Annotated in this window: 18 protein-coding genes and 1 riboswitch; of the genes, 12 read left to right on the forward strand and 6 right to left on the reverse strand. The window is 30.9% G+C overall.

Features of this window, described 5'->3' with window-relative positions; genetic code table 11:
- Nucleotide 1 precedes the first annotated feature (1 nt).
- Nucleotides 2–544: a phosphodiesterase gene (gene yfcE / locus Ctaglu_RS09845; RefSeq protein WP_125000711.1), complete on the forward strand. Its 543-nt coding sequence runs from the start codon at nucleotides 2–4 to the stop codon at nucleotides 542–544.
- Nucleotides 545–602: 58 nt separating this feature from the next.
- Here the strand turns inward: yfcE and Ctaglu_RS09850 are convergent, their stop codons facing one another.
- Together Ctaglu_RS09850 and Ctaglu_RS09855 are read right to left on the reverse strand one after the other, a co-directional pair.
- Nucleotides 603–1,841, reverse strand: a complete 1,239-nt coding sequence (locus Ctaglu_RS09850) for an MDR family MFS transporter (RefSeq protein ID WP_125000714.1) — start codon at nucleotides 1,839–1,841, stop codon at nucleotides 603–605.
- Nucleotides 1,842–2,013: 172 nt separating this feature from the next.
- A complete protein-coding gene (locus tag Ctaglu_RS09855; protein WP_207669460.1) occupies nucleotides 2,014–2,802 on the reverse strand; it encodes a hypothetical protein in 789 nt (262 codons plus the stop codon).
- A gap of 363 nt (nucleotides 2,803–3,165) precedes the next feature.
- Between Ctaglu_RS09855 and Ctaglu_RS09860 the strand changes: the two genes are divergently transcribed.
- Complete coding sequence (locus tag Ctaglu_RS09860) at nucleotides 3,166–4,023, forward strand: DegV family protein (protein WP_125000720.1); 858 nt, start codon at nucleotides 3,166–3,168, stop codon at nucleotides 4,021–4,023.
- 56 nt (nucleotides 4,024–4,079) lie between these two features.
- Here the strand turns inward: Ctaglu_RS09860 and Ctaglu_RS09865 are convergent, their stop codons facing one another.
- Nucleotides 4,080–4,973, reverse strand: a complete 894-nt coding sequence (locus tag Ctaglu_RS09865) for an FUSC family protein (RefSeq protein ID WP_125000723.1) — start codon at nucleotides 4,971–4,973, stop codon at nucleotides 4,080–4,082.
- 675 nt (nucleotides 4,974–5,648) lie between these two features.
- Between Ctaglu_RS09865 and Ctaglu_RS09870 the strand changes: the two genes are divergently transcribed.
- From Ctaglu_RS09870 to Ctaglu_RS09910, 9 genes are all read left to right on the forward strand, one after another.
- Nucleotides 5,649–6,695 (forward strand): carbamoyl phosphate synthase small subunit, encoded by a 1,047-nt coding sequence (locus Ctaglu_RS09870; protein WP_125000726.1) that lies wholly within the window; start codon nucleotides 5,649–5,651, stop codon nucleotides 6,693–6,695.
- Between the two features lie 102 nt (nucleotides 6,696–6,797).
- Nucleotides 6,798–10,004: a carbamoyl-phosphate synthase large subunit gene (gene carB / locus Ctaglu_RS09875; protein ID WP_125000729.1), complete on the forward strand. Its 3,207-nt coding sequence runs from the start codon at nucleotides 6,798–6,800 to the stop codon at nucleotides 10,002–10,004.
- 489 nt (nucleotides 10,005–10,493) lie between these two features.
- Entirely contained in the window at nucleotides 10,494–11,285 is a 792-nt protein-coding gene (locus Ctaglu_RS09880; protein WP_125000732.1) for an ABC transporter substrate-binding protein, read from the forward strand.
- 14 nt (nucleotides 11,286–11,299) lie between these two features.
- Nucleotides 11,300–11,947 (forward strand): amino acid ABC transporter permease, encoded by a 648-nt coding sequence (locus Ctaglu_RS09885; protein ID WP_125000735.1) that lies wholly within the window; start codon nucleotides 11,300–11,302, stop codon nucleotides 11,945–11,947.
- Nucleotides 11,948–11,962: 15 nt separating this feature from the next.
- Nucleotides 11,963–12,694 (forward strand): amino acid ABC transporter ATP-binding protein, encoded by a 732-nt coding sequence (locus Ctaglu_RS09890; RefSeq protein WP_125000738.1) that lies wholly within the window; start codon nucleotides 11,963–11,965, stop codon nucleotides 12,692–12,694.
- A 64-nt stretch (nucleotides 12,695–12,758) separates the two neighbouring features.
- Nucleotides 12,759–13,961, forward strand: a complete 1,203-nt coding sequence (locus tag Ctaglu_RS09895) for an argininosuccinate synthase (protein WP_125000974.1) — start codon at nucleotides 12,759–12,761, stop codon at nucleotides 13,959–13,961.
- Nucleotides 13,962–14,003: 42 nt separating this feature from the next.
- A complete protein-coding gene (gene argH / locus Ctaglu_RS09900) occupies nucleotides 14,004–15,320 on the forward strand; it encodes an argininosuccinate lyase (RefSeq protein ID WP_125000741.1) in 1,317 nt (438 codons plus the stop codon).
- 285 nt (nucleotides 15,321–15,605) lie between these two features.
- Nucleotides 15,606–15,959, forward strand: coding sequence for a response regulator (locus Ctaglu_RS09905; RefSeq protein ID WP_125000744.1), 354 nt, complete (start codon nucleotides 15,606–15,608; stop codon nucleotides 15,957–15,959).
- Nucleotides 15,960–15,975: 16 nt separating this feature from the next.
- Entirely contained in the window at nucleotides 15,976–16,371 is a 396-nt protein-coding gene (locus Ctaglu_RS09910) for a response regulator (protein ID WP_125000747.1), read from the forward strand.
- Between the two features lie 189 nt (nucleotides 16,372–16,560).
- On the opposite strand, the gene Ctaglu_RS09915 is transcribed toward Ctaglu_RS09910, so the two are convergent.
- From Ctaglu_RS09915 to Ctaglu_RS09925, 3 genes are all read right to left on the reverse strand, one after another.
- Nucleotides 16,561–17,685 carry a hybrid sensor histidine kinase/response regulator gene (locus tag Ctaglu_RS09915; RefSeq protein ID WP_185732649.1) on the reverse strand — a complete coding sequence of 375 codons (1,125 nt, stop codon included), beginning with the start codon at nucleotides 17,683–17,685 and terminating at the stop codon, nucleotides 16,561–16,563.
- 242 nt (nucleotides 17,686–17,927) lie between these two features.
- Nucleotides 17,928–18,788, reverse strand: a complete 861-nt coding sequence (locus tag Ctaglu_RS09920; RefSeq protein ID WP_125000753.1) for an SDR family oxidoreductase — start codon at nucleotides 18,786–18,788, stop codon at nucleotides 17,928–17,930.
- Between the two features lie 192 nt (nucleotides 18,789–18,980).
- Nucleotides 18,981–19,991 (reverse strand): patatin-like phospholipase family protein, encoded by a 1,011-nt coding sequence (locus Ctaglu_RS09925; protein ID WP_125000756.1) that lies wholly within the window; start codon nucleotides 19,989–19,991, stop codon nucleotides 18,981–18,983.
- 136 nt (nucleotides 19,992–20,127) lie between these two features.
- Between Ctaglu_RS09925 and Ctaglu_RS09930 the strand changes: the two genes are divergently transcribed.
- Nucleotides 20,128–20,427 (forward strand): hypothetical protein, encoded by a 300-nt coding sequence (locus tag Ctaglu_RS09930; RefSeq protein WP_125000758.1) that lies wholly within the window; start codon nucleotides 20,128–20,130, stop codon nucleotides 20,425–20,427.
- Between the two features lie 77 nt (nucleotides 20,428–20,504).
- Nucleotides 20,505–20,613, forward strand: a riboswitch (TPP riboswitch).
- The last annotated feature ends 35 nt before the right edge of the window (nucleotides 20,614–20,648 follow it).

Consider the following 20,648-nt stretch of genomic DNA (forward strand, 5'->3'; position numbering starts at 1 on the left):
AATGAAAATATTTTTTATTTCCGACATACATGGTTCGCTTTTCTTTTTAAAAAAGGCATTAAAACGTTATAGAGAAGAAGGCGCCAGCTATATAGTAATGCTAGGAGATGCATTATATCATGGACCAAGAAATCCATTGCCCGAGGAGTACAAACCTCAGGAAGTAGCAAATCTCTTAAATGAATATAAAGATAAGATAATAGCTGTTAGAGGAAACTGTGATAGCGAAGTAGATCAAATGCTCATAGAGTATCCTATGATGGCTGATTATTCTATAATATTGTACAATAATAGAAGATTATTTTTGACACATGGACACATATATAATGAAGATAATATGCCAAATTTAAGTGAAAATGATGTTTTGGTACAGGGTCACACACATCTCCCAGTAGCTAAAAAACATAATAGAATATATGTATTAAATCCAGGATCACTATCATTACCTAAGGAAAAGAACCCTAATTCTTATGCAATACTTCAAGATGATTTATTCCAAATAAAAGATTTAGAGGGAAATGTTATAAAAGAAATAAAATTTTAAAAAATAATGCCCAAGGATATATTGGGCATTAATGTTTTTGTATAAGTCTAGGGTAAAACTATGCTTCTTTTTTCTTTTCGTTTAAATATAGTAAATACATACAAGTAGAAGCCAAGATTCCAAAGAAAAACACCAGAAGCCATGCGGAGTTTACTTCCCTATTTTTAATAAATAAGCTCATCATAAAGGGACCAATCGCAAAGCCTGCACCAGTAATTAGTGGTATAACTGAATTAAATCTACCTCTATGTGACATTGGTGTATGATTTGCAATATACACTCCAGAATTAGTGGCAGATAGTATTTCACCAATTGTCCATACAATTGTAGAGATAACAAATACCGTAAATGTTTTTGCTAAAAATAGCATTCCAAAACCTATAGAGAAAAATAAACCAGCTAGGGCTATATTAAATATAGGTCTAAGTCTTCTTGTTACAGCAGCTATAATTGTGGTCATAGTAACTACTACTACTCCATTAATAGCCATTATAGAGCCATAAAGTTTTGGACCCTCAGCACTAAAAAGTTTATCCATTTGCATTGGGGTAATGAAGCCAAATTGAGAATACATGAATGAATAAATCATTGAAATTGTAGCAAAAGCTATAAGATAAGGTCTTTTTAACAGCACACTTAGTAAGCTACCTTCTTCGGCCTTTTCATTTTCGTTATAAAAATCATTACTTACTTTATCTTCCGTGCTTGTCTTAGCGGGAAGGGTCTCTTCTACAAATACAGCAACTAGTATTAATGATAGTATAGTTGTAGCTGCATCTCCTAAAAATAAAATTTTCAAATAATGATTGTATAAAAAGCCTGCAATCAGTGGGCCAAGGGAAAAGCCTATATTAATTCCTAAATATAAAAGAGAGTAGGCGGATTTTCTATTTTCTGTATTTGTCAAATCTGCCATCATAGCACTATTTGCTGGTTGGACAGCTCCTCCAAAAAAGGATGAAAGAATTAGTAGATATGGTATTATTATAGATTTACCCAGAAAGGCACAAGGGATAAGGCATAGTGCTGCCAAACCTTGAAAAATAATAATAATTTTTTTTCGACCAATATGATCTGATAATTTTCCACCTATTAGTGAGCCAGGTATAGAAGATAAGGCTGACATCATTAAAAATAAACCTACAGTTTTAAGTCCAAGACCCATGCTTTTAGTAAGAAATAGTGTTAGAAATGGATGAACAAAACTACCCATACTGTTAATAATTCTAGCGAAAAATACAATATAAATACTCCTAGGTAAGCCAGAATAAGTTTTTAGAATATTCGAATTTCTCATTAGTTCCCCCTTACTTTTTCCATTTTATAATTTATAGTAATTTTAAAATACAGTCACTTACATTTTACTAAAAATTTATAAAAATTTCCAGTGAAAATATTTTTTTAAAAAAATAAAAGGATAGCCCTTAGGCTATCCTTAGTTTGTTATTGTAAAAATTTACATTTTTCGTTTATTTCCTAAGAAAAAAGCTGAATTTATCTATTTCATCAACTGAAATAGATAAATTTCGTTTATGAAGTATATTATTATATTCTTGAATTTGACCATCACATACATTAGCATATTGAGTCTTACCATCTTCTAACCAACCCATAAACACATAAGCGTGGGAAGGGACACCAGGTTTTCCAGACACATCTGTGGTGAAACATATATCTCCCTTTTGTAATTTAGTAAGGTCAGTATTTTTTTTCCAATCCATTGAAGTTAAATCTGTTACCAACTGTTTAACAGTAGACGTGTCTACAGGGATAGCAATGTCGTTGGATCTTAAAATTTCTGACAAGAGATATACAGTAACTCCTGTTTTAGTTCCTTTGTTTAAGGCGATGGCTTTTTTTAGTGTGGAAGTTCTATTTGCTTCTACATCTAAATATCCATAAATCTTCTCTTGGGATGTAATAGATTTAGCGTCATTAGCAGCAGTACTTTCTGTAGTTGTTTTCTTGGTAACAACGTCTGTTTTTGACTTCATGAAAGAGGTGTTCATTAATATAGAAAACACAACTATAGCAGCTATAACCATAAAAAGTCCTAAAACAATTATATTGTTTTTAAATTCATTTTTATCTGCTAGTTCATGCATTTCTTTTATGTATTTTTGGCCTTCCGCATGATCCTTTAATTGATTCATTTCACTAGATTTAGTTTTATGCTTTTCTAAATTGTTGTTTGAATACAAACTATTTATACTTTCATTAGTTTCTTTTTCTGTTTGTTTATTTTTATCTTTATCCATATTTTCCTGCTTGCAAATATAGGTAGCCATATGATTTAACCTATATTTTTGCAGCACCTCCCCTTGATTTTTATATTAGTTATATTAAAGATTTTATTTTAATAGTTGTTTATTTCAAAAGAAACAGTTAACAAAGTTATTCATATCACCTACTTTTTCACTTTATAATTATACCATATGAGGAGGCATTTTAGTGCTATTTGCAAGAGTTTAAAATAATTTAATATTTTGTGAAATATATTACAGTTATTGTGGGTATAAATTTAATATAATTATGATTTATATTATTCATAGCTTCTAGGGTATTGCTTAGCATAAGAATATAGTATAATATATTTAATAATGAACAAGTGGGGGTGGACAATGACCGTAAAAATAATAACGGATAGTACCTCGTATATAAGCGAGGAGTTAATAAAAAAATATGATATTTCTATAACTTCACTAACTGTTATTTTTGAAAATGAGGAGTTTAAAGAAATCAATATTAAAAACGAAACTTTTTATGAAAAACTGCATGAGAGCATAAGTATTCCCACTTCATCACAACCATCATTAGAGGAAATGTACAGCATCCTAGAAAAAAATGTAAAAGATAATAATGAAGTTGTTGGTGTTTTTCTATCTTCAGAAATGAGTGGAACCTATTCAAATGCATGCCTTGCAAAAAATATGATACTTGAGAGTTATCCAAATGCATTAATACAGATTATAGATTCAAGATCTAATTGTATGCAACTTGGATTTGCAGCATTAACGGGGGCGATTGCAGCACAAAATGGAAAATCAATAGCTGAAGTAGCTTGCAACGTAAAAGACAATATAAAAAGAAGTAGATTTCTGTTTATACCTGATACTTTAGAGTATCTAAAAAAGGGTGGCAGAATAGGTGGTGCAAGTGCACTGCTAGGTACTATTTTTCAAATTAAACCCATTCTCACTGTAGTAGATGGGAAAACAGAATTGTTTAATAAAGTACGGACTAAAAAACGTGCCATACAAACTATGGTTGATAAATTTATTGAAGATATAAGCTCTCATGGACTTGGCGAAGTGATGATACATCACATAAATGATGTAGAAGGGGCACAAGCTTTTGCAAAAATAATTGAAGAATGTATAGGTAAAAAAGTAGATATAGCTCCAATTGGACCTGTAATAGGAACCCATGTTGGACCTGGTGCATTAGGTATTGTTTATTATACGAAGACAGATTTATAAAATGATAAGCAAAGCCATACTGTGAATTCGCAGTATGGCTTTGCTTATTAAATAACTCAATATTCTTCTGAGTACAGTTCTCTTAAAATAGTTAGTGTTTCAAGTAAATGCTGAACATGAAAGTTAAATACTATGTTTATATCGTTATTTATGTAAGATGTACTAAGTATATCTTCATGGAACAATTCATTTATGTTAAAGCGGTTACTTTCATTAAAATAGCAATTACAAGGCGAATTTGTGAATGTTATAGAATTTAATATAACTAGATGATTATAAGCAGTTTTTGAAGTATCTATAACTTTATTAATTTTGTTAACATGTTGTTTTTCAGCACCTTCACTTTGTATTTCACTTAAGTAGGAGTCTAATGATTTTTCCAATTTGGATATTTGAAGGTTTAAGCCAGAAATATTAATATCTCCATTAAAATTAAATACATCTTTAGATGTTATAAAAATATTATGAATTAAAAATTTTCCGTCTTTATGCAAGTTATCTAAAAATTTAGGATGGAATATAAGATAGTTTACTAAAACTGATACAAATATACCAACAAAAGTTTCTATAACTCTATTGGAACTATAAACTAGCGGAGTGCCTTGTTTAAGATTCGTCATTATTGCTAAAAAAACTACACATGCAATGATAATAGAATTTTTTCTATTAAGAAGGTTCAAAAAATAAATTACAAATATTATGCCTATACCGATAAGAAATACGTTATTAGGACTTATAAGTGCGAATATTAATCCCCAAATCGCACCTATGATAGTACCAATCATCCTATTTTTACCTGTAGTAAAAGAATTGTGTACAGTGCTTTGCATTGTTATTACTGCAGCTATACATGCATAAAAGGGATTTTCGTTATGAAAAAACCTTAATATAATTATGCATAAAAAAACTGAAATTGCAGTTTTAATATTTCTCATTCCTATTTTTTGCATACTGTTGCCTCCTAGTCAAACCACACCTTTAGTTTTGAAATATGGTTAAATTCTTGTAAATAATTTTAAACACATCTTACATTTTACCAAATTTCAACTAATTTGCAACTAAAAATTATATTTATGCATTGACAAATTGCAAAATCTAAATTAAACTAAGAAGAAATTATAAATTATATATAAAAAAAGAAGTACACTTTTAAGTTAGTCCTGTGAGGCTAGGAAGGAGTATAGATGATTATGACATGTTTTTTTTGCGTAGAAAAATTCAAATTTAATACTATTAAATATAACACAGTTGGTAATATTTGCAATAAAGCTGTAAGTATATTTTCTATTTCGTTAATAAATATAATCAATATATTAATAAGGATAACAAAAAGATTATTTAAATAGTCTCTTTGTTATCCTTTATTTTGTTTAAAAAAATGGTTTTAGCTGATAAGTATATTTTAAGATGAATAAATATTACGATAAATGAATAAAAAAACAAGAAAAATATTGCTTTATTATGATAATTAACATATAATTAATAAAAATAAACTAGCAATACCAATAAAAATAATTAAAAACACGGCATATAAGAAGAAAAAATATTATACATAAAAATTGTATAAATATTCATTGGTGCGTTTTGACGTTTTAAAAAATGATTTTTATGTAGGAGGATTTAAGATGAAAGGTAAATTGATTTTAGAGAATGGAATAATATTTGAGGGTAATATATTTGGGTATTTAGAGGAAGGTGTGGGGGAAGTAGTCTTTAATACAGGGATGACTGGATATGAAGAAATCTTAACGGACCCATCCTATTATGGACAGATAGTAACTATGACATATCCGCTCATTGGAAATTACGGAATTAATTTAGAAGATGTAGAGTCCAAGTCACCCAAGGTCAAAGGCTTTATTGTTAGAGAAAAATGTGATAACCCTAATAACTTTAGATGTGAAATGGATTTAGAAGGATATTTTAAGCAAAATAAAATAATGGGCCTAGAAGGTATTGATACAAGAGCATTAACAAAAATACTTAGAAATAAGGGAACTATGAAAGGTATTATTACTACGAAGGAATTATCGCAAAGTGAAATAAATCAAAAGCTTGTGGCATTTAATAATACTGATGCTGTAATGAAGGTTACTACAAAAGAATCTTATGTTATTTACGGCACAGGGACCCATGTGGCTGTTGTGGACTTTGGAATAAAAGAAAATATTCTGAGATCCTTTATGCAAAGAAATTGCAAATTAACAGTATTTCCTGCGGATACATCTGCGAAAGAAATATTAAAGGTTAATCCAGATTTGATATTTTTATCAAATGGCCCTGGAGACCCAGAAGATTTAAAGGGAGTAATTAAGGTGCTAAAAGAAATTATAGGTAAAAAACCTATAGTTGGAATTTGCCTAGGACATCAACTTTTAGCTTTAGCTCTTGGTGGTAAAACCGAAAAACTTAAATTTGGTCATAGAGGATGTAATCATCCTGTTAAAGATATGCAAGAAAATAAGGTGTATATTACATCACAAAACCACGGATATTATGTAAGCGTACTCCCAGAAGAAATGGAAGTTACGCATGTAAGCGTAAATGATGGAACTATAGAAGGCATGAAACATAAGAATATGCCAATATCCTCTGTGCAGTTCCATCCGGAAGCTTGCCCTGGACCTAAGGATATAGATGCAATTTTCGATAAATTCCTTTCGATAATCTAAGTTAGTATTGAGAATTGCAAGTATAAGAGCAAAATACAAAGTAGATGAAATTTGGGATATACAAATAGAATTAAACAAAAGATAATATAGAGGAGGATTTATATGCCATTAGATAAAAGCATAAAAAAAGTATTAGTAGTTGGGTCGGGGCCCATAATAATAGGGCAAGCTGCTGAATTTGATTATTCTGGAACGCAAGCTTGTCAAGCATTAAAAGAGGAAGGCATAGAAGTTGTGCTTGTAAATAGTAATCCGGCAACGATAATGACAGATAAAGAGGTTGCGGACATTGTTTATATAGAACCGCTAACTATAGAGTTTTTAGAGAAGATTATTGAAAAGGAAAGACCGGATAGCATGCTTTGTGGTATGGGTGGGCAAACAGCCTTGAATTTAGCTGTAGAACTATCTGATAATGATATTTTAGATAAATATAATGTGAGAGTAATCGGCACATCTATTGAAGCCATAAAAAAAGGTGAGGATAGAGAAATATTTAGAAATCTTATGCAGGAAATTAATCAGCCAGTTGTAGAAAGTGAAATTGTTACAGAAATAGAAGATGGAGTGCGCTTTGCTAACGAAATAGGCTATCCTGTAATTGTAAGACCGGCTTATACGTTAGGCGGAAGTGGTGGTGGAATTGCCGAAAGTGAGGAAGAACTGATTGAAATATTAGAACTTGGATTACAATTAAGTTCTATAAGGCAGGTGCTTCTAGAAAAGAGTATTAAAGGCTGGAAAGAGATAGAATATGAAGTGATGAGAGATAACCTCGGTAATTGTATCTGCGTATGTAATATGGAGAATATAGATCCTGTAGGGATACATACCGGAGATAGTATTGTTGTAGCACCAAGTCAAACTCTTTCTGATAAAGAATACCAAATGCTTAGAAGTGCATCCATAGACATTATAAACAATGTAGGAATAGAAGGTGGATGTAATGTTCAACTTGCGCTACATCCCAAAAGCTTTGAGTATGCAGTTATAGAAATTAATCCAAGAGTAAGTAGATCCTCTGCTCTAGCCTCTAAGGCTACGGGATATCCCATTGCAAAGGTAGCGGCGAAAATAGCTCTAGGATATGCACTAGATGAGATAGAAAATGCAGTTACACAAAAAACCTATGCTTGTTTTGAACCTTCTCTAGACTATGTGGTAGTTAAAATTCCTAAGTGGCCTTTTGACAAATTTCAAGAGGCAAATAGAGTTTTAGGCACAAAGATGATGGCTACAGGGGAGATAATGGCAATTGGAAGTAATTTTGAAGCAGCTTTATTAAAAGGAATTCGCTCTTTGGAAATCGGAAAATATTCATTGCAAGATGACTCCTTAGCACAAAAAAGTTTGCAAGAATTGAAGGATAATGTAATGGCCCCTGATGATGAGAGGATATTTCATTTAGCTGAAATGCTTAGACGCGATTATATGGTGGATAAGGTTTCGGAAATTACAGGTATGGATAAATTCTTTGTAAATAAAATTAAGTGGATAGTAGATGAAGAGGAAAAGATAAAAAAAACCGACCTAGGAGATATGAATAAAGATTGGTTACAATTATTAAAGAAAAAGGGATTTTCAGATAAGGGAATTTCAGATTTATTAGGGGTTAAACCAAACGTGATCTATGAACTGAGAAATATATGGAACATTAAGCCTGTTTATAAGATGGTAGATACCTGCGGAGGGGAATTTGAAGCTTTGTCCCCGTATTACTATTCAACTTATGATGAATATGATGAGGTTGAGGTAAGTGACAAAAGGAAAGTTATGGTAATAGGTTCAGGTCCTATAAGAATAGGACAAGGTATTGAGTTTGATTACGCATCTGTTCATAGTGTAATTGCTCTTAGAAAGCTAGGAATCGAGACTATAATAGTAAATAATAATCCAGAAACTGTAAGTACAGACTTTAATATTTCAGATAAATTATATTTTGAACCATTAACAGAAGAAGAAGTATTGAATATTGTAGAAAAAGAAAAACCAGATGGAGTTATTCTTCAATTTGGGGGTCAAACCGCTATTAATCTTGCTGAATTCTTAAAGGGGAAAAATATACCTATATATGGAACTAAGCCTGAACAAATAGATGCAGCGGAAGATAGAGAAAAATTCGATGCATTACTAGAAAAATTAGATATAAATAGACCGAAGGGAAAAGCTGTTTGGAATTTAGAAGAAGGATTAAAAGAGGCTAAAATAATAGGTTATCCGGTTTTGGTTAGACCATCCTATGTATTGGGTGGGCAGGGAATGGAAATAACTTATGGAGAAGAGGAACTGGAGCATTATTTAGTGAATGCCTTTGATAAGGATAAGAAAAATCCAGTTTTAATAGATAGATATTTATTAGGTAGAGAAATAGAAGTTGATGCTATTTGTGATGGAGAAGAAATATTAATACCGGGTATTATGGAACATTTGGAGAGGGCGGGAGTTCACTCCGGGGATAGTATAACAATATATCCAAGCCAAAACATATCCGAGACTATAAAAGAAAAAATATTAGAATATACCAGGAAAATAGCAATAGGCCTTAAAGTAATGGGTATGATCAATATTCAGTTTATAGAATTTAAAAATGAATTATATATAATAGAAGTTAATCCAAGAGCTAGTCGTACAGTTCCATATATTAGTAAGGTTAGCAAAGTGCCCATAGTAGAATTGGCAACAAGAGTTATGCTAGGAGAAAAACTAGTGGATTTAGGGTACGGTACCGGAGTTTACAAAGAGCCAAAATTAGTGTCCGTTAAGGTTCCGGTATTCTCAACTCAGAAACTTCCAGAGGTTGAGGTGTGCGTAGGACCGGAAATGAGATCCACAGGAGAGGTGCTAGGAATAGGAAGAAATTTTGAAGAGGCTTTGTATAAAGGATTTGTAGCTTCTGGAATGAAATTTAAAAAAGAAAGTGGGGTTATCTTGGCCACAATAAACCCGCAGGATTATAAAGAGTTTATATATATAGCTAAAGGTTTTAGCGAATTAAATTATAAATTTATAGCAACCAAGGGCACTGCTAAGCTATTAAAAGATAATGGTATTGAAGCCTTAGAGGTTAAAAAAATCACAGAAGGAAAGCCTAATATAATTGATGTAATAAAGAGTAGACAGGTTGATTTAGTAATAAATACCCCTACTAAAGGAAATGATTCCAAAACAGACGGCTTTAGAATTAGAAGGACGGCTATTGAGAATAACGTTTTAGTTGTTACTTCATTAGATACTGCGAAAGCTATAGTAGAACTTATGAAGAAAAAGATTGTGAGCGCAAATCTAGAAGTGTTTAATATTGTAGATTAGTGAAAAAAGCAATTATAAATAAAACACGTCACAGATAATTTAAGCTGTGACGTGTTTTTTAATATGCATATTTAGATATTTATATAAATAAATTTTATAAAAGTATTTGGATTGTAATCAAATTTTTATCTTGGTTTTCTATAAGTAAACGGAAATATCCTGTTAACACATCTATTTTTCAAAAGTTCTTAAGTGATTAAAAACAACATTAATAATGGCGATCTATCATAACTAAAACTCAGTAAAATCAGCTAGTTTGGCAAGTTTCTATTAATCGCTGTGCATAATTATTATATAAAATGAATAAATATAAAGAAAAAGTATTGCATTATTATAAAAATCGGTATATAATAAATAAAAACAAGGCAGACAAATCAATGGTATTGGTTGTAAATCGACTAAAATACAGAGATGAGATAAGAATATGCATTATACATAAAAATGTATAAATATCCACAAATGAATTGTATAAATGGAGGAGTGGTACAAATGAAAAAAATTATGTCAATTGTATTAATGGTTACTATGGCAGGTTCATTACTTGTAGGATGCGGCCAAAAACAGGAAAAATTAAATTCTCTACAAGCAGTTCAAAAAGCGGGCACACTAACTATAGGAACAGATGATTCATATCCTCCAATGGAATTTAGAGATTCTAAAAACACCTTAGTAGGGTTTGATGTAGATTTGGCAAATGAAATAGGAAAAAAATTAGGAGTGAAAATAGAGTACACGACTACAGATTTTAATGGAATACTTTTAGCTCTTAACTCATCGAGATTTAATATTATACTTGCAGCTCTCAGTATTACGGATAAGAGAAAAGAAAGTATAGATTTCTCAGACAGTTATTTAATGGGCGGCCCGGTTATTGCTATAAAACAAGGGAATACATCAATAAAAAGTTTGAAAGACTTAAAGGGTAAAATAGTAGCGTGTCAGCTAGGGTCTACAGGAGATGCTGCAGCCACCGGAATAAAGGGATTAAAAGAAATTAAAAAGTATGACAAAATTACAGAAGCCTTTCAAGAGTTATCATCTAAAAGAGTAGATGCAGTAGTTATGGATGCTCAAGTTGGAGGATATTATGTATCAAAGAAACCAGGTGAATTTGTGGTTTTACAGGACAGAATTAGCGAAGAACCTATAGGAATTGGATTTAAGAAGGAAGATAAGGAATTAAAAGCAGCTGTGCAAAAGGCCCTTAATGAACTTAAATCAGATGGAACGCTCTCTAAGCTTTCACAAAAGTGGTTTGGATTTGATGCATATAAGAAATAATTAGGAGGACAATAATGGATATAAATATTTTAAAGGATATGTTTCCTGTGTTATTAAAAGGAAGTTTAATAACACTAGAACTCACTCTTATATCAGTAGTAGTTGGAAGTTTAATAGGCATGGTTACAGCCATATTAAAGCTTTCTAAAAATAAGCTAATGGGTACGGTAGCAGGATTTTATACCTGGCTCTTTAGAGGAACACCTATGCTGCTTCAATTATGGTTTTTCTATTTTGGATTACCTTTTGTAGGTATTAAGTTTACAGCCTTTCAAGCAGCAATAATAGGACTTAGTTTAAATTCAGGAGCTTACATGGCAGAAATAATAAGAGGTGGAATACTTTCAGTAGATAAAGGGCAGTTTGAAGCTTGCAAGTCCTTGGGGTTCACTTACTTTGATACTATGAAAAGAGTAGTATTACCTCAAACCTTTAAAATAATAATTCCATCAGTAGGTAATGAGTTTATAACAATGCTTAAGGATACATCTTTAGTAGCTACTATAACTATGGTGGAAGTTATGAGGTCGGCGCAGCTTTTATACGCATCAAGCTTTAGGCCGCTAGAAGCTTTCTTTATAGCAGGATGTTTATATCTTTTAATGACAACAATTTTTACTACAGCATTTTCATACTATGAAAAAAGACTGTCAGTATATTAATAGAGGTGATATGGAGTGTATATGATAGAAACTAAGAATTTAACTAAAAAATTCGGAAGCTTAACAGTATTTGAAGATTTAAATGTACAGGTTAAAAAAGGAGAAGTACTAGTTATAATAGGACCTTCTGGTTCGGGAAAAAGCACGTTTTTAAGATGTTTAAATCACCTTGAAAATCCTGATGGGGGAGAGGTTTTTATTGAAGGAGAAAAACTGGATGTAAAAAATAAAAAACATATGAGAAATACTATTGAAAAAGTAGGAATGGTATTCCAAAACTTTAATTTGTTTCATCATATGACTGTACTCCAAAATGTAATTGAGGCTCCAATTACTGTTAAGCGAGAAGCCCGCGAAGAAGTATTAAAAAGAGCCGCGGGAATTATTGAAAAAGTGGGTCTTAGTGAAAAATTAGAGAATTATCCATCAAAATTATCAGGAGGACAAAAGCAAAGAGTAGCTATAGCAAGAGCCCTAGCTATGAGACCTGACATAATGCTCTTTGATGAACCTACTTCATCCTTAGACCCAGAGCTGGTTGGAGAGGTTTTAGGAGTAATGAAGGATCTTGCAAAAGAAGGCATGACAATGGTGGTTGTAACCCATGAAATGGGGTTTGCAAAGGAAGTGGCAGATAGAGTCATTTTCATGGATGGAGGAAAAATAGTAGAAGAGGGAACTCCAGAAGAATTTTTTACTGCTCCTAAAGAGCAACGAACTAAAGAGTTTTTAAATAAAATACTTTAGATTAAACCTAAGATATTAAAATATAAAAGCAAAATCGAAAGGGGATATAAAAATGGAAAAAATAATTAAAGATAAAGTGGTTTTAGCATATTCAGGAGGTCTGGATACCTCAATAATAATAGCTTGGCTTAAGGAAAATTATGATATGGATGTTATAGCAGCTTGCATTAATGTTGGCCAAGAGGACGATATGAAGGCAATTGAGAAAAAGGCTTTAAGCTCAGGGGCTAAGAAAATATATATCGAAAACGTAACAGCTGAATTTATAAAAGATTACGTATTTAAAGGGGTTAAGGCAAATGCTACATATGAAGGAAAATATTTGTTAGGTACAGCTTTTGCAAGACCATTAATAGCTAAAAAACTTGTAGAAATTGCTCATAAAGAAGGGGCAAAGTATATATGCCACGGATGTACTGGTAAGGGAAACGATCAAGTTAGATTTGAGGTAGGCATAGCAGCCATAGATCCTACAATAAAGATTATTGCTCCTTGGAGAATCTGGGATATAAAATCAAGAGAAGATGCTATAGATTACGCCAATGCTCGCGGTATAGAAATAGCAGTAACCAAAGAAAAAATATATTCAGTGGACCAAAACTTATGGCATGCAAGTCATGAAGGTGGAGATATTGAAGATTTTAAAAATGACCATAAAAGAGATATGTATCTTATGGTTACACCTCCAGAAAAAGCTAAAGATGAAGCTACGTATGTAGATATATATTTTGAAAAGGGAATTGCGACAAAAATAGATGGAATTGAATTAGAGCCAATAGATATCGTTTCAATATTAAACAAAATCGGTGGAGAAAATGGAATAGGTATTGTAGATTTAGTAGAAAATAGACTTGTAGGAATGAAGTCAAGAGGAATATATGAAACACCAGGTGGTACTGTTCTTTATGCAGCTCATAAAGAACTTGAGGAAATAACTATAGATAAAGATACATTGCACTTTAAATATCAAATATCACAGAAATATGGAGAATTAGTTTATGATGGCCTTTGGTTTAGCACTATGAGAGAAGCCCTTGATGCCTTTGTAGATAAGACTCAAGAAACCGTAACAGGCTCTGTTAAATTAAAATTGTATAAAGGAAATATTATGGTAGCAAGTAAAGAATCGCCTAATGCACTATACGATGCAAGTATATCTTCTTTTGGTTCAAGTGTACTATATGATCATAAGGATGCAGAAGGATTTATAAACTTATTTTCATTGCCAAGTAAAATTAAGGCATACAAACATTTAAATAATATTTAAGCAAAATTACAAAATCTATAGAAGGCTTAGCGGGTGATATATATGAAACTTTGGGGTGGAAGATTTATTGAAAAAGAAAGCAGTCTTATGGAGGACTTTAATAGTTCTCTAAGCTTTGATAAAAGATTGTATTATGAAGATATTATGGGCAGTATAGCTCATGTTAAAATGCTTGCAAAATGTAGCATTTTAACTAATAAAGAGTGCGATACTATTGTTAATGGTTTAAATTCTATTCTATCAGATATTCAAGATGGTAAATTAAAAATTGAAGGTGATTATGAAGATATTCACAGTTTTATGGAAATACAACTTACAAAGCTTGTAGGTGATGTTGGGAAAAAGCTTCATACAGCAAGAAGTCGAAATGATCAGGTTGCTGTGGATATGAGATTATATTCAAAACATAAAGCAAAGGAAGTTATTGAAAATCTAGGTGTTATTTTATGTACTATTAAAAAATTAGGAAATGATAATGCTGTTATAATGCCTGGTTATACACATCTGCAAAGAGCACAACCTGTAACCTTTAAACAGCATATTATGGCATACTATAATATGCTATCTAGGGATGTGAAAAGACTTATAAGCGCTATTGACATTATGGATGAAAATCCTCTTGGATGCTGCGCACTAGCAGGCACCACCTATGATACAGATAGAGATTTTACAACGAGAGAACTAGGGTTTAAAAAACCAGTAGATAATTTTATGGATGGGGTAAGTGATAGAGATTATCTATTAGAACTTTTATCATGTTTTTCTATAATAATGATGCATCTTAGTAGATTAAGTGAGGAGCTTATTTTATGGAGTAGTAAGGAATTTAATTTTATTGAAATTAGTGACGAATACTCTACTGGTAGCAGTATAATGCCACAAAAAAGAAATCCAGATGCAGCAGAACTTATAAGAGGGAAAACCGGGAGAGTATATGGAGATTTAATGAGCTTACTTACCACTATGAAAGGAATTCCACTGGCTTACAATAAGGATATGCAAGAAGATAAGGAGCCTTTCTTTGATGGAGCTTTCACAGTTTTAAAATCAATAAAGATTATGAATGGAATGCTAAGTAGTCTTAAAATTAAAAAGGATAATATGTATAACGCAGTTAAAACAGGTTTTTTAAATGCTACGGAAGCTGCAGATTATCTTGTAAATAAGGGATTAGCATTTAGAGATGCTCATGGAGTTATAGGAGCTATTGTGTTACATTGTGAAAAGCAACATAAGGCTATAGAAAGTTTAACATTAGAGGAACTGAAGAGCTTTAGCGATTTATTTGCTCAAGATGTATATGAATTTATAGATTATGAGAATACTTTAAGTCGAGGCATAAAAAAAGAGATGAAATAAACGCTCTAAGGTTGTAATATAAGCTTTTTAAATAAAAACACGCAACAGGTTCCCACACACCTGTTGCGTGTTTTTTTTGCTGAGGTTTTGGAAAGTAAAACAGCTACAATAACATAAAATTTGGATTGCCACTAAATTTTATGTTATTGTTAATTTAATATGGCTCAATTAATAAACTGAATATTTTAAAAATTCAATAGATATATGTTTAAGTATGTAGTATAATATGTTATAGTGTAAAATTGTGTAAAATAGTGTAATAAAGTTTTAGAGGAGATGGGTTTAGTGAAAAGAGTTTTGATTACAGACGATGCGATATTTATGAGATTGGCATTGAAAACTATGCTTGAAAGAAACGGATTTGAAATAGTTGGAGAGGCTGAAAATGGAGAAATAGCTATTGAAAAATATAAACTTCTTAAACCAGATATTGTAACTCTTGATATTACAATGCCAGTCATGGATGGACTTGAGGAATTAAAACAGATAAAGGCTTTTGATAAGAGTGCAAAGGTTATGATGATTTCTGCAATGGGACAAGAAACAATTGTGAGAGATTCTGTGATTGCAGGTGCATTAGGCTTTGTAATAAAACCATTTATTGAAGAAACAATAGTAAAAGCTTTTAATAAATTTTGATAAAGAGGTGTTATAAATGAGAATATTAATAGCAGAGGATGACTTTACAAGTAGATTATTTATGAAAAAATTTCTTTCTAAATATGGAGAATGTGAGGTTGTTGTAGATGGCATAGAAGCCATTGATGCCTACTTAAATTCAATAAAAGATGAAAATATATATGACTTAATATGTCTTGACATTATGATGCCAAGACTTGATGGAATGAGGGCACTTAAATCCATTAGAGATATTGAAAAACAAAAATGCGTTGAAGAAGACAAAAAAGTAAAGATAATTATGACCACAGCACTAAATGATAAAGAAACCGTATTAAATGCTTATGATTCAGGCTGTGAAGCCTACGCATCAAAACCAATTGAAACAGATAAATTTATTGTTGTTATGAGAAACTTAGGCCTTATAGTATAGAGAAAAACTGTTGGAGGCGTTAGTAGTGAAGATTCTAACAAAAATAGACCTAAAATTTTAGATAAGGATATCACTATGCAAAATGAATTAGAAACTCTATATCGTAGGAAGGAGATAACGCCAGTTATCTCCTTCCTACAATTTAAATTTAAAATCTCAATTCCAGATTAGATATATTTTTTTCTATTCTTATATAAAAATATTTTCGCTAGGTATTGTGAATTTAAAGCAACTCCCTTGTCCCATGGTGCTTATGGCCCATATTTTCCCACTATTTTTTTCTACTAACTCTTTACATAAAATTAACCCTAAACTTGTACCTGTTTCTCCCTCAGTTCCAACTGTACCGTGCTTTATGTCAATTCGGAACAATTTGGAAAGAATACTGGGGTCCATTCCTACTCCAGTATCTGCAACTGAAACTTCTATAAATCCTGAATCTAAATAATTAGATGAAATTGTTATACATCCGCCTATATTTGTAAATTTTATTGCATTGGAAATTAAGTTTCTCATTATAGTATGTATCATATCATAATCACAATTTACATTTTGTTTTGCTACGTTTATTTTCACAATGATTTTCTTTTGTGTAAAATTGCATTTTAGTACCTCAACACAATCTTTAACTAAACCTTGTAGTTCAAATTGTACAGGGGTAAAGGCCATAGTACCTCTTTGTAAACTAGCCCAATCCAGTAAGTTTTCACATAATCTATATAAATTTATTGCTGTCTTATTCATATCTAATGCAAGCAGGGCTAATTCTTCTTTATCAAATTCTTCAATGGATTTGGAAAAAAAATCAGTTATTCCAATTAATCCATTAAAGGGTGATTTTAAATCATGTGCAATAATGGAAAAAAAATGATTTTTAGATATAATTGACTCCTCTAATTGTTTTTTTTGCTCCTTGATGATTTCCATAGATTCTTTTAATGCAAGGTGAATTTGAACTCTGGCTAATACTTCTTCCTTTTGAAAAGGTTTTGTAATAAAGTCTACTCCACCTGCCTTAAACCCATTTACCTTACTAGATATATCTGTAAGAGCACTAATGAATATAATTGGTATATTTTTTGTTTTTATACTTTTTTTTATTTCATAGCATAATTCTATTCCATTTAAACCAGGCATTATAATATCTAATAAAATAATATCTGGGGTATTTTCTAATAAGAAATTTAATGCTTCATATCCATTTCTAGCAATTGCAACTTTGTATCCTTTGCCATTTAAAATATCACTAATAATTTGTAAATTTAAAGAACTATCCTCCACAACTAAAATTAAAAATTGTTTTTGATTATTCATATTTACCCCCATTATAAATTCCACATTTATCTTACAATTAATTTTTATATCTAGATTATCAATATTTTTGATAGGTCATTACATCAAATTTTCAAGTGTAGTACAATATGTTTAAAAATATAGATTAATAACATAAATAACGCAACCACTTTCAGTTGAATGTGCAATAAATTTGCAAAAATAAAATGCTAAAAGAAAGAGGAGCAAATTAGAATAACAAATAGATAGTTATAACTAGTTTTTTAGTAGTTAAAATCTCTAAGACAATTTTTAATGCCATCTACAGTTTCGGGCAAATCAATACCATATTTTTTTAATTTATCATTACTTATTCGAAGGTCCCTTGGATGGTCATTATATCTATCAGTATCTTTTTCTAAATAATTATCTGCTTTATGACCTAATCCAATTTCTTTTAGTATGAGCAATGCTATATCATAAGTGCTTAAATCATTCTCACTTCCTGTGTGATAAATTCCATAGGGGAAATCTAAAATTTTATGGAAATTTTCTATTAAATCATAAACATAAGTCATCCCTCTAAATTCATTTACGGGTAATTTTATTTTCTTATCTTTTAAAACAGAAGATACCACATTCCATAGAATATTAGAACTTACCCTGCAATTTTTTTCTGGAAATCCAAATAGCCAACTAAATCTTAAAATCCATAGTTCATCAATAATTCCTTTTAATTCATCTTCAGCTTGGAGTTTATGTTTTCCGTAAACTGTATTAGGCATTGGAATGTGATTTTCATTATAGGGGCCTGATTCTAAATTGCCATTGAAAATTTGTTCAGAACTTAAATATACTAATTTAGATTTTGTTAAACTACAAGCTTTAGCAATGTTAATTGAACCTTTAACATTTATTTCATATGATAGTTCTGGATTTGTTTCACACAAACCTGTGTCAGCAATGGCGGCAGTATGTATTACATAGTCAGGTTTAAAAATTTGAATTATTTCTAAACACTTGCTTCCATCTGTTATATCTAAGTCACTATGGGTTAATGGAAGTATATCGTATTTATTTTTATAATATGTATAGAACCTTGATGCAAAGAAACCATTAGCACCTGTTAATAATATCTTTTTCATTTAAATCACCTCGTTTTTTCTTTATAACCATAATATCATAAATTTTGAATTGTGACTAAGTTTAGTTAAAAAAACTAACACAAGAAAGCACCTTTAATTTATTTGTAAGCTAAAGGTGCTTTTAAGTTCTTATTATTATTGGGTAAATAAAATATTGAATATATGAATAATTATTTTGTGTTTTAATAATAATTATTTAGAAGAATTACTTCTAAGGAGTGAATGCTTTTTATAATTAACTTTCCAATTTTTAAGGAAATCATAGGCACAAACTTCACCAGAATTATATAAATCCATAATTTTTTTATTAGAAATATTAAAGTCTGTGGTTTTAATATCAAGAGTATTGATTTTTACAGTTCGCAAGTAATCCATTTCTCTTATATGAATATCATCCTGTGCTTCTAACATAGTCTCAATAATTGAACTAGTGAAATTCAAAATATTTGTGATTTTATGTTCTCGGATTTCTTTGTTTCCTCCTAGCTTAAAACCAATGGTTGGCCACCTGGGGATGCCATTTACATCAAAAATCCAAACTGGGTAATTACTTAGAACCCCGCCATCAACAATGAAAGACTTTTTATTAGAATTTGCATCATTTAAATTTACAGGGTGAAAAAAATAGGGAATAGATATACTCATTCTAATTGCCAAACTTACTTCCAGATCATCAGGATTTATACCGTATTCAGCAATGTCTTCTGGCAATATTAGCATCTTCCCACGACTAATATCCGTTGCTATAATATGAAGCTTGTATTTTCTTTTATACTTCTTATTATTTAAAAGAATCCCTTTTTCTTCTGGGATAATCAAGTCTCCAAAGGTTACTTTTTTTCCCTTTTTAAGCTGAAGTTTATTTAAAAGAGCTTCATCAATCCAGTTTTTCAAATAATCACCTTTAAAAATGCCTTTTTTAAATAGTAGATTGCAAGTATTAGATAATATAGGAATATTAAAATGACTTTTATCAGCAATTCTCTTGTAGTCAATTTGTATCATTAATTTTTTTATTTCTTCAGCGCAGTAACCCGCTGCAACTAGTGCAGCAACAATAGAACCAGCAGAGTTTCCTGAAATATTCTTCCACGCATACCCGTTATCCTCAAATGTTTTTAAGGCACCTACAAGACCAATGCCTTTAACCCCACCACCTTCAAACACTACATCTGCAAATTTTCTCTTATTATAAATGTCCATATATAACACCCCTTTATGAGTAATATATGAACAAGTAGATTTCCATGACCTATATTATCGAAAATAAATTATATTTACACCCTTGTTTATGAAAAGAATATCATATATTATAATGATTTTATAAAAGAGGCAATCAATGAAAAATATAGAAGAATACACACCTTGTGAATTAGCTACATTAGCAACAGTAGTAGGGATTTTAATTGCTGAAAAGCTTAATGTTAATCAACAAAATGTAGTAGGAAATTTTTTAGTAGGTGTAGCACAGATCATTTTAATAATTGCAGCTCAAGCTCAAAATCTCCAAGCGCAGCAAGATGACCAAGGTGGAGATAATGGGAAAAATGATACTAAGGGTAGCAATAAGGATTTGCAAAAACAAATAGACGAACTTAAAGAACATATCAAAAATTTTGAAAACAATATGAGCTGTTAAGAAAAATCAATAATATCTTAAAATTCTTTGACATTAAAAGAAACTTAAGGTAATATGAATTTGTAAAGTAACTAAACATTAAAAATTAGGGGAGTCAATATTTTGTCTGAGAGGAAACATTTATGTTTCGACCCTTATAACCTGAATTGGGTAATGCCGGCGGAGGGAAAATATGATTTGCACTTAGTTTTAAATAAGACTTTATAACGGTGTAAAGTTAT

It is taken from the genome of Clostridium tagluense (assembly GCF_003865095.1).
In the GTDB taxonomy this organism is placed as follows: Bacteria; Bacillota; Clostridia; order Clostridiales; family Clostridiaceae; genus Clostridium_AD; species Clostridium_AD tagluense.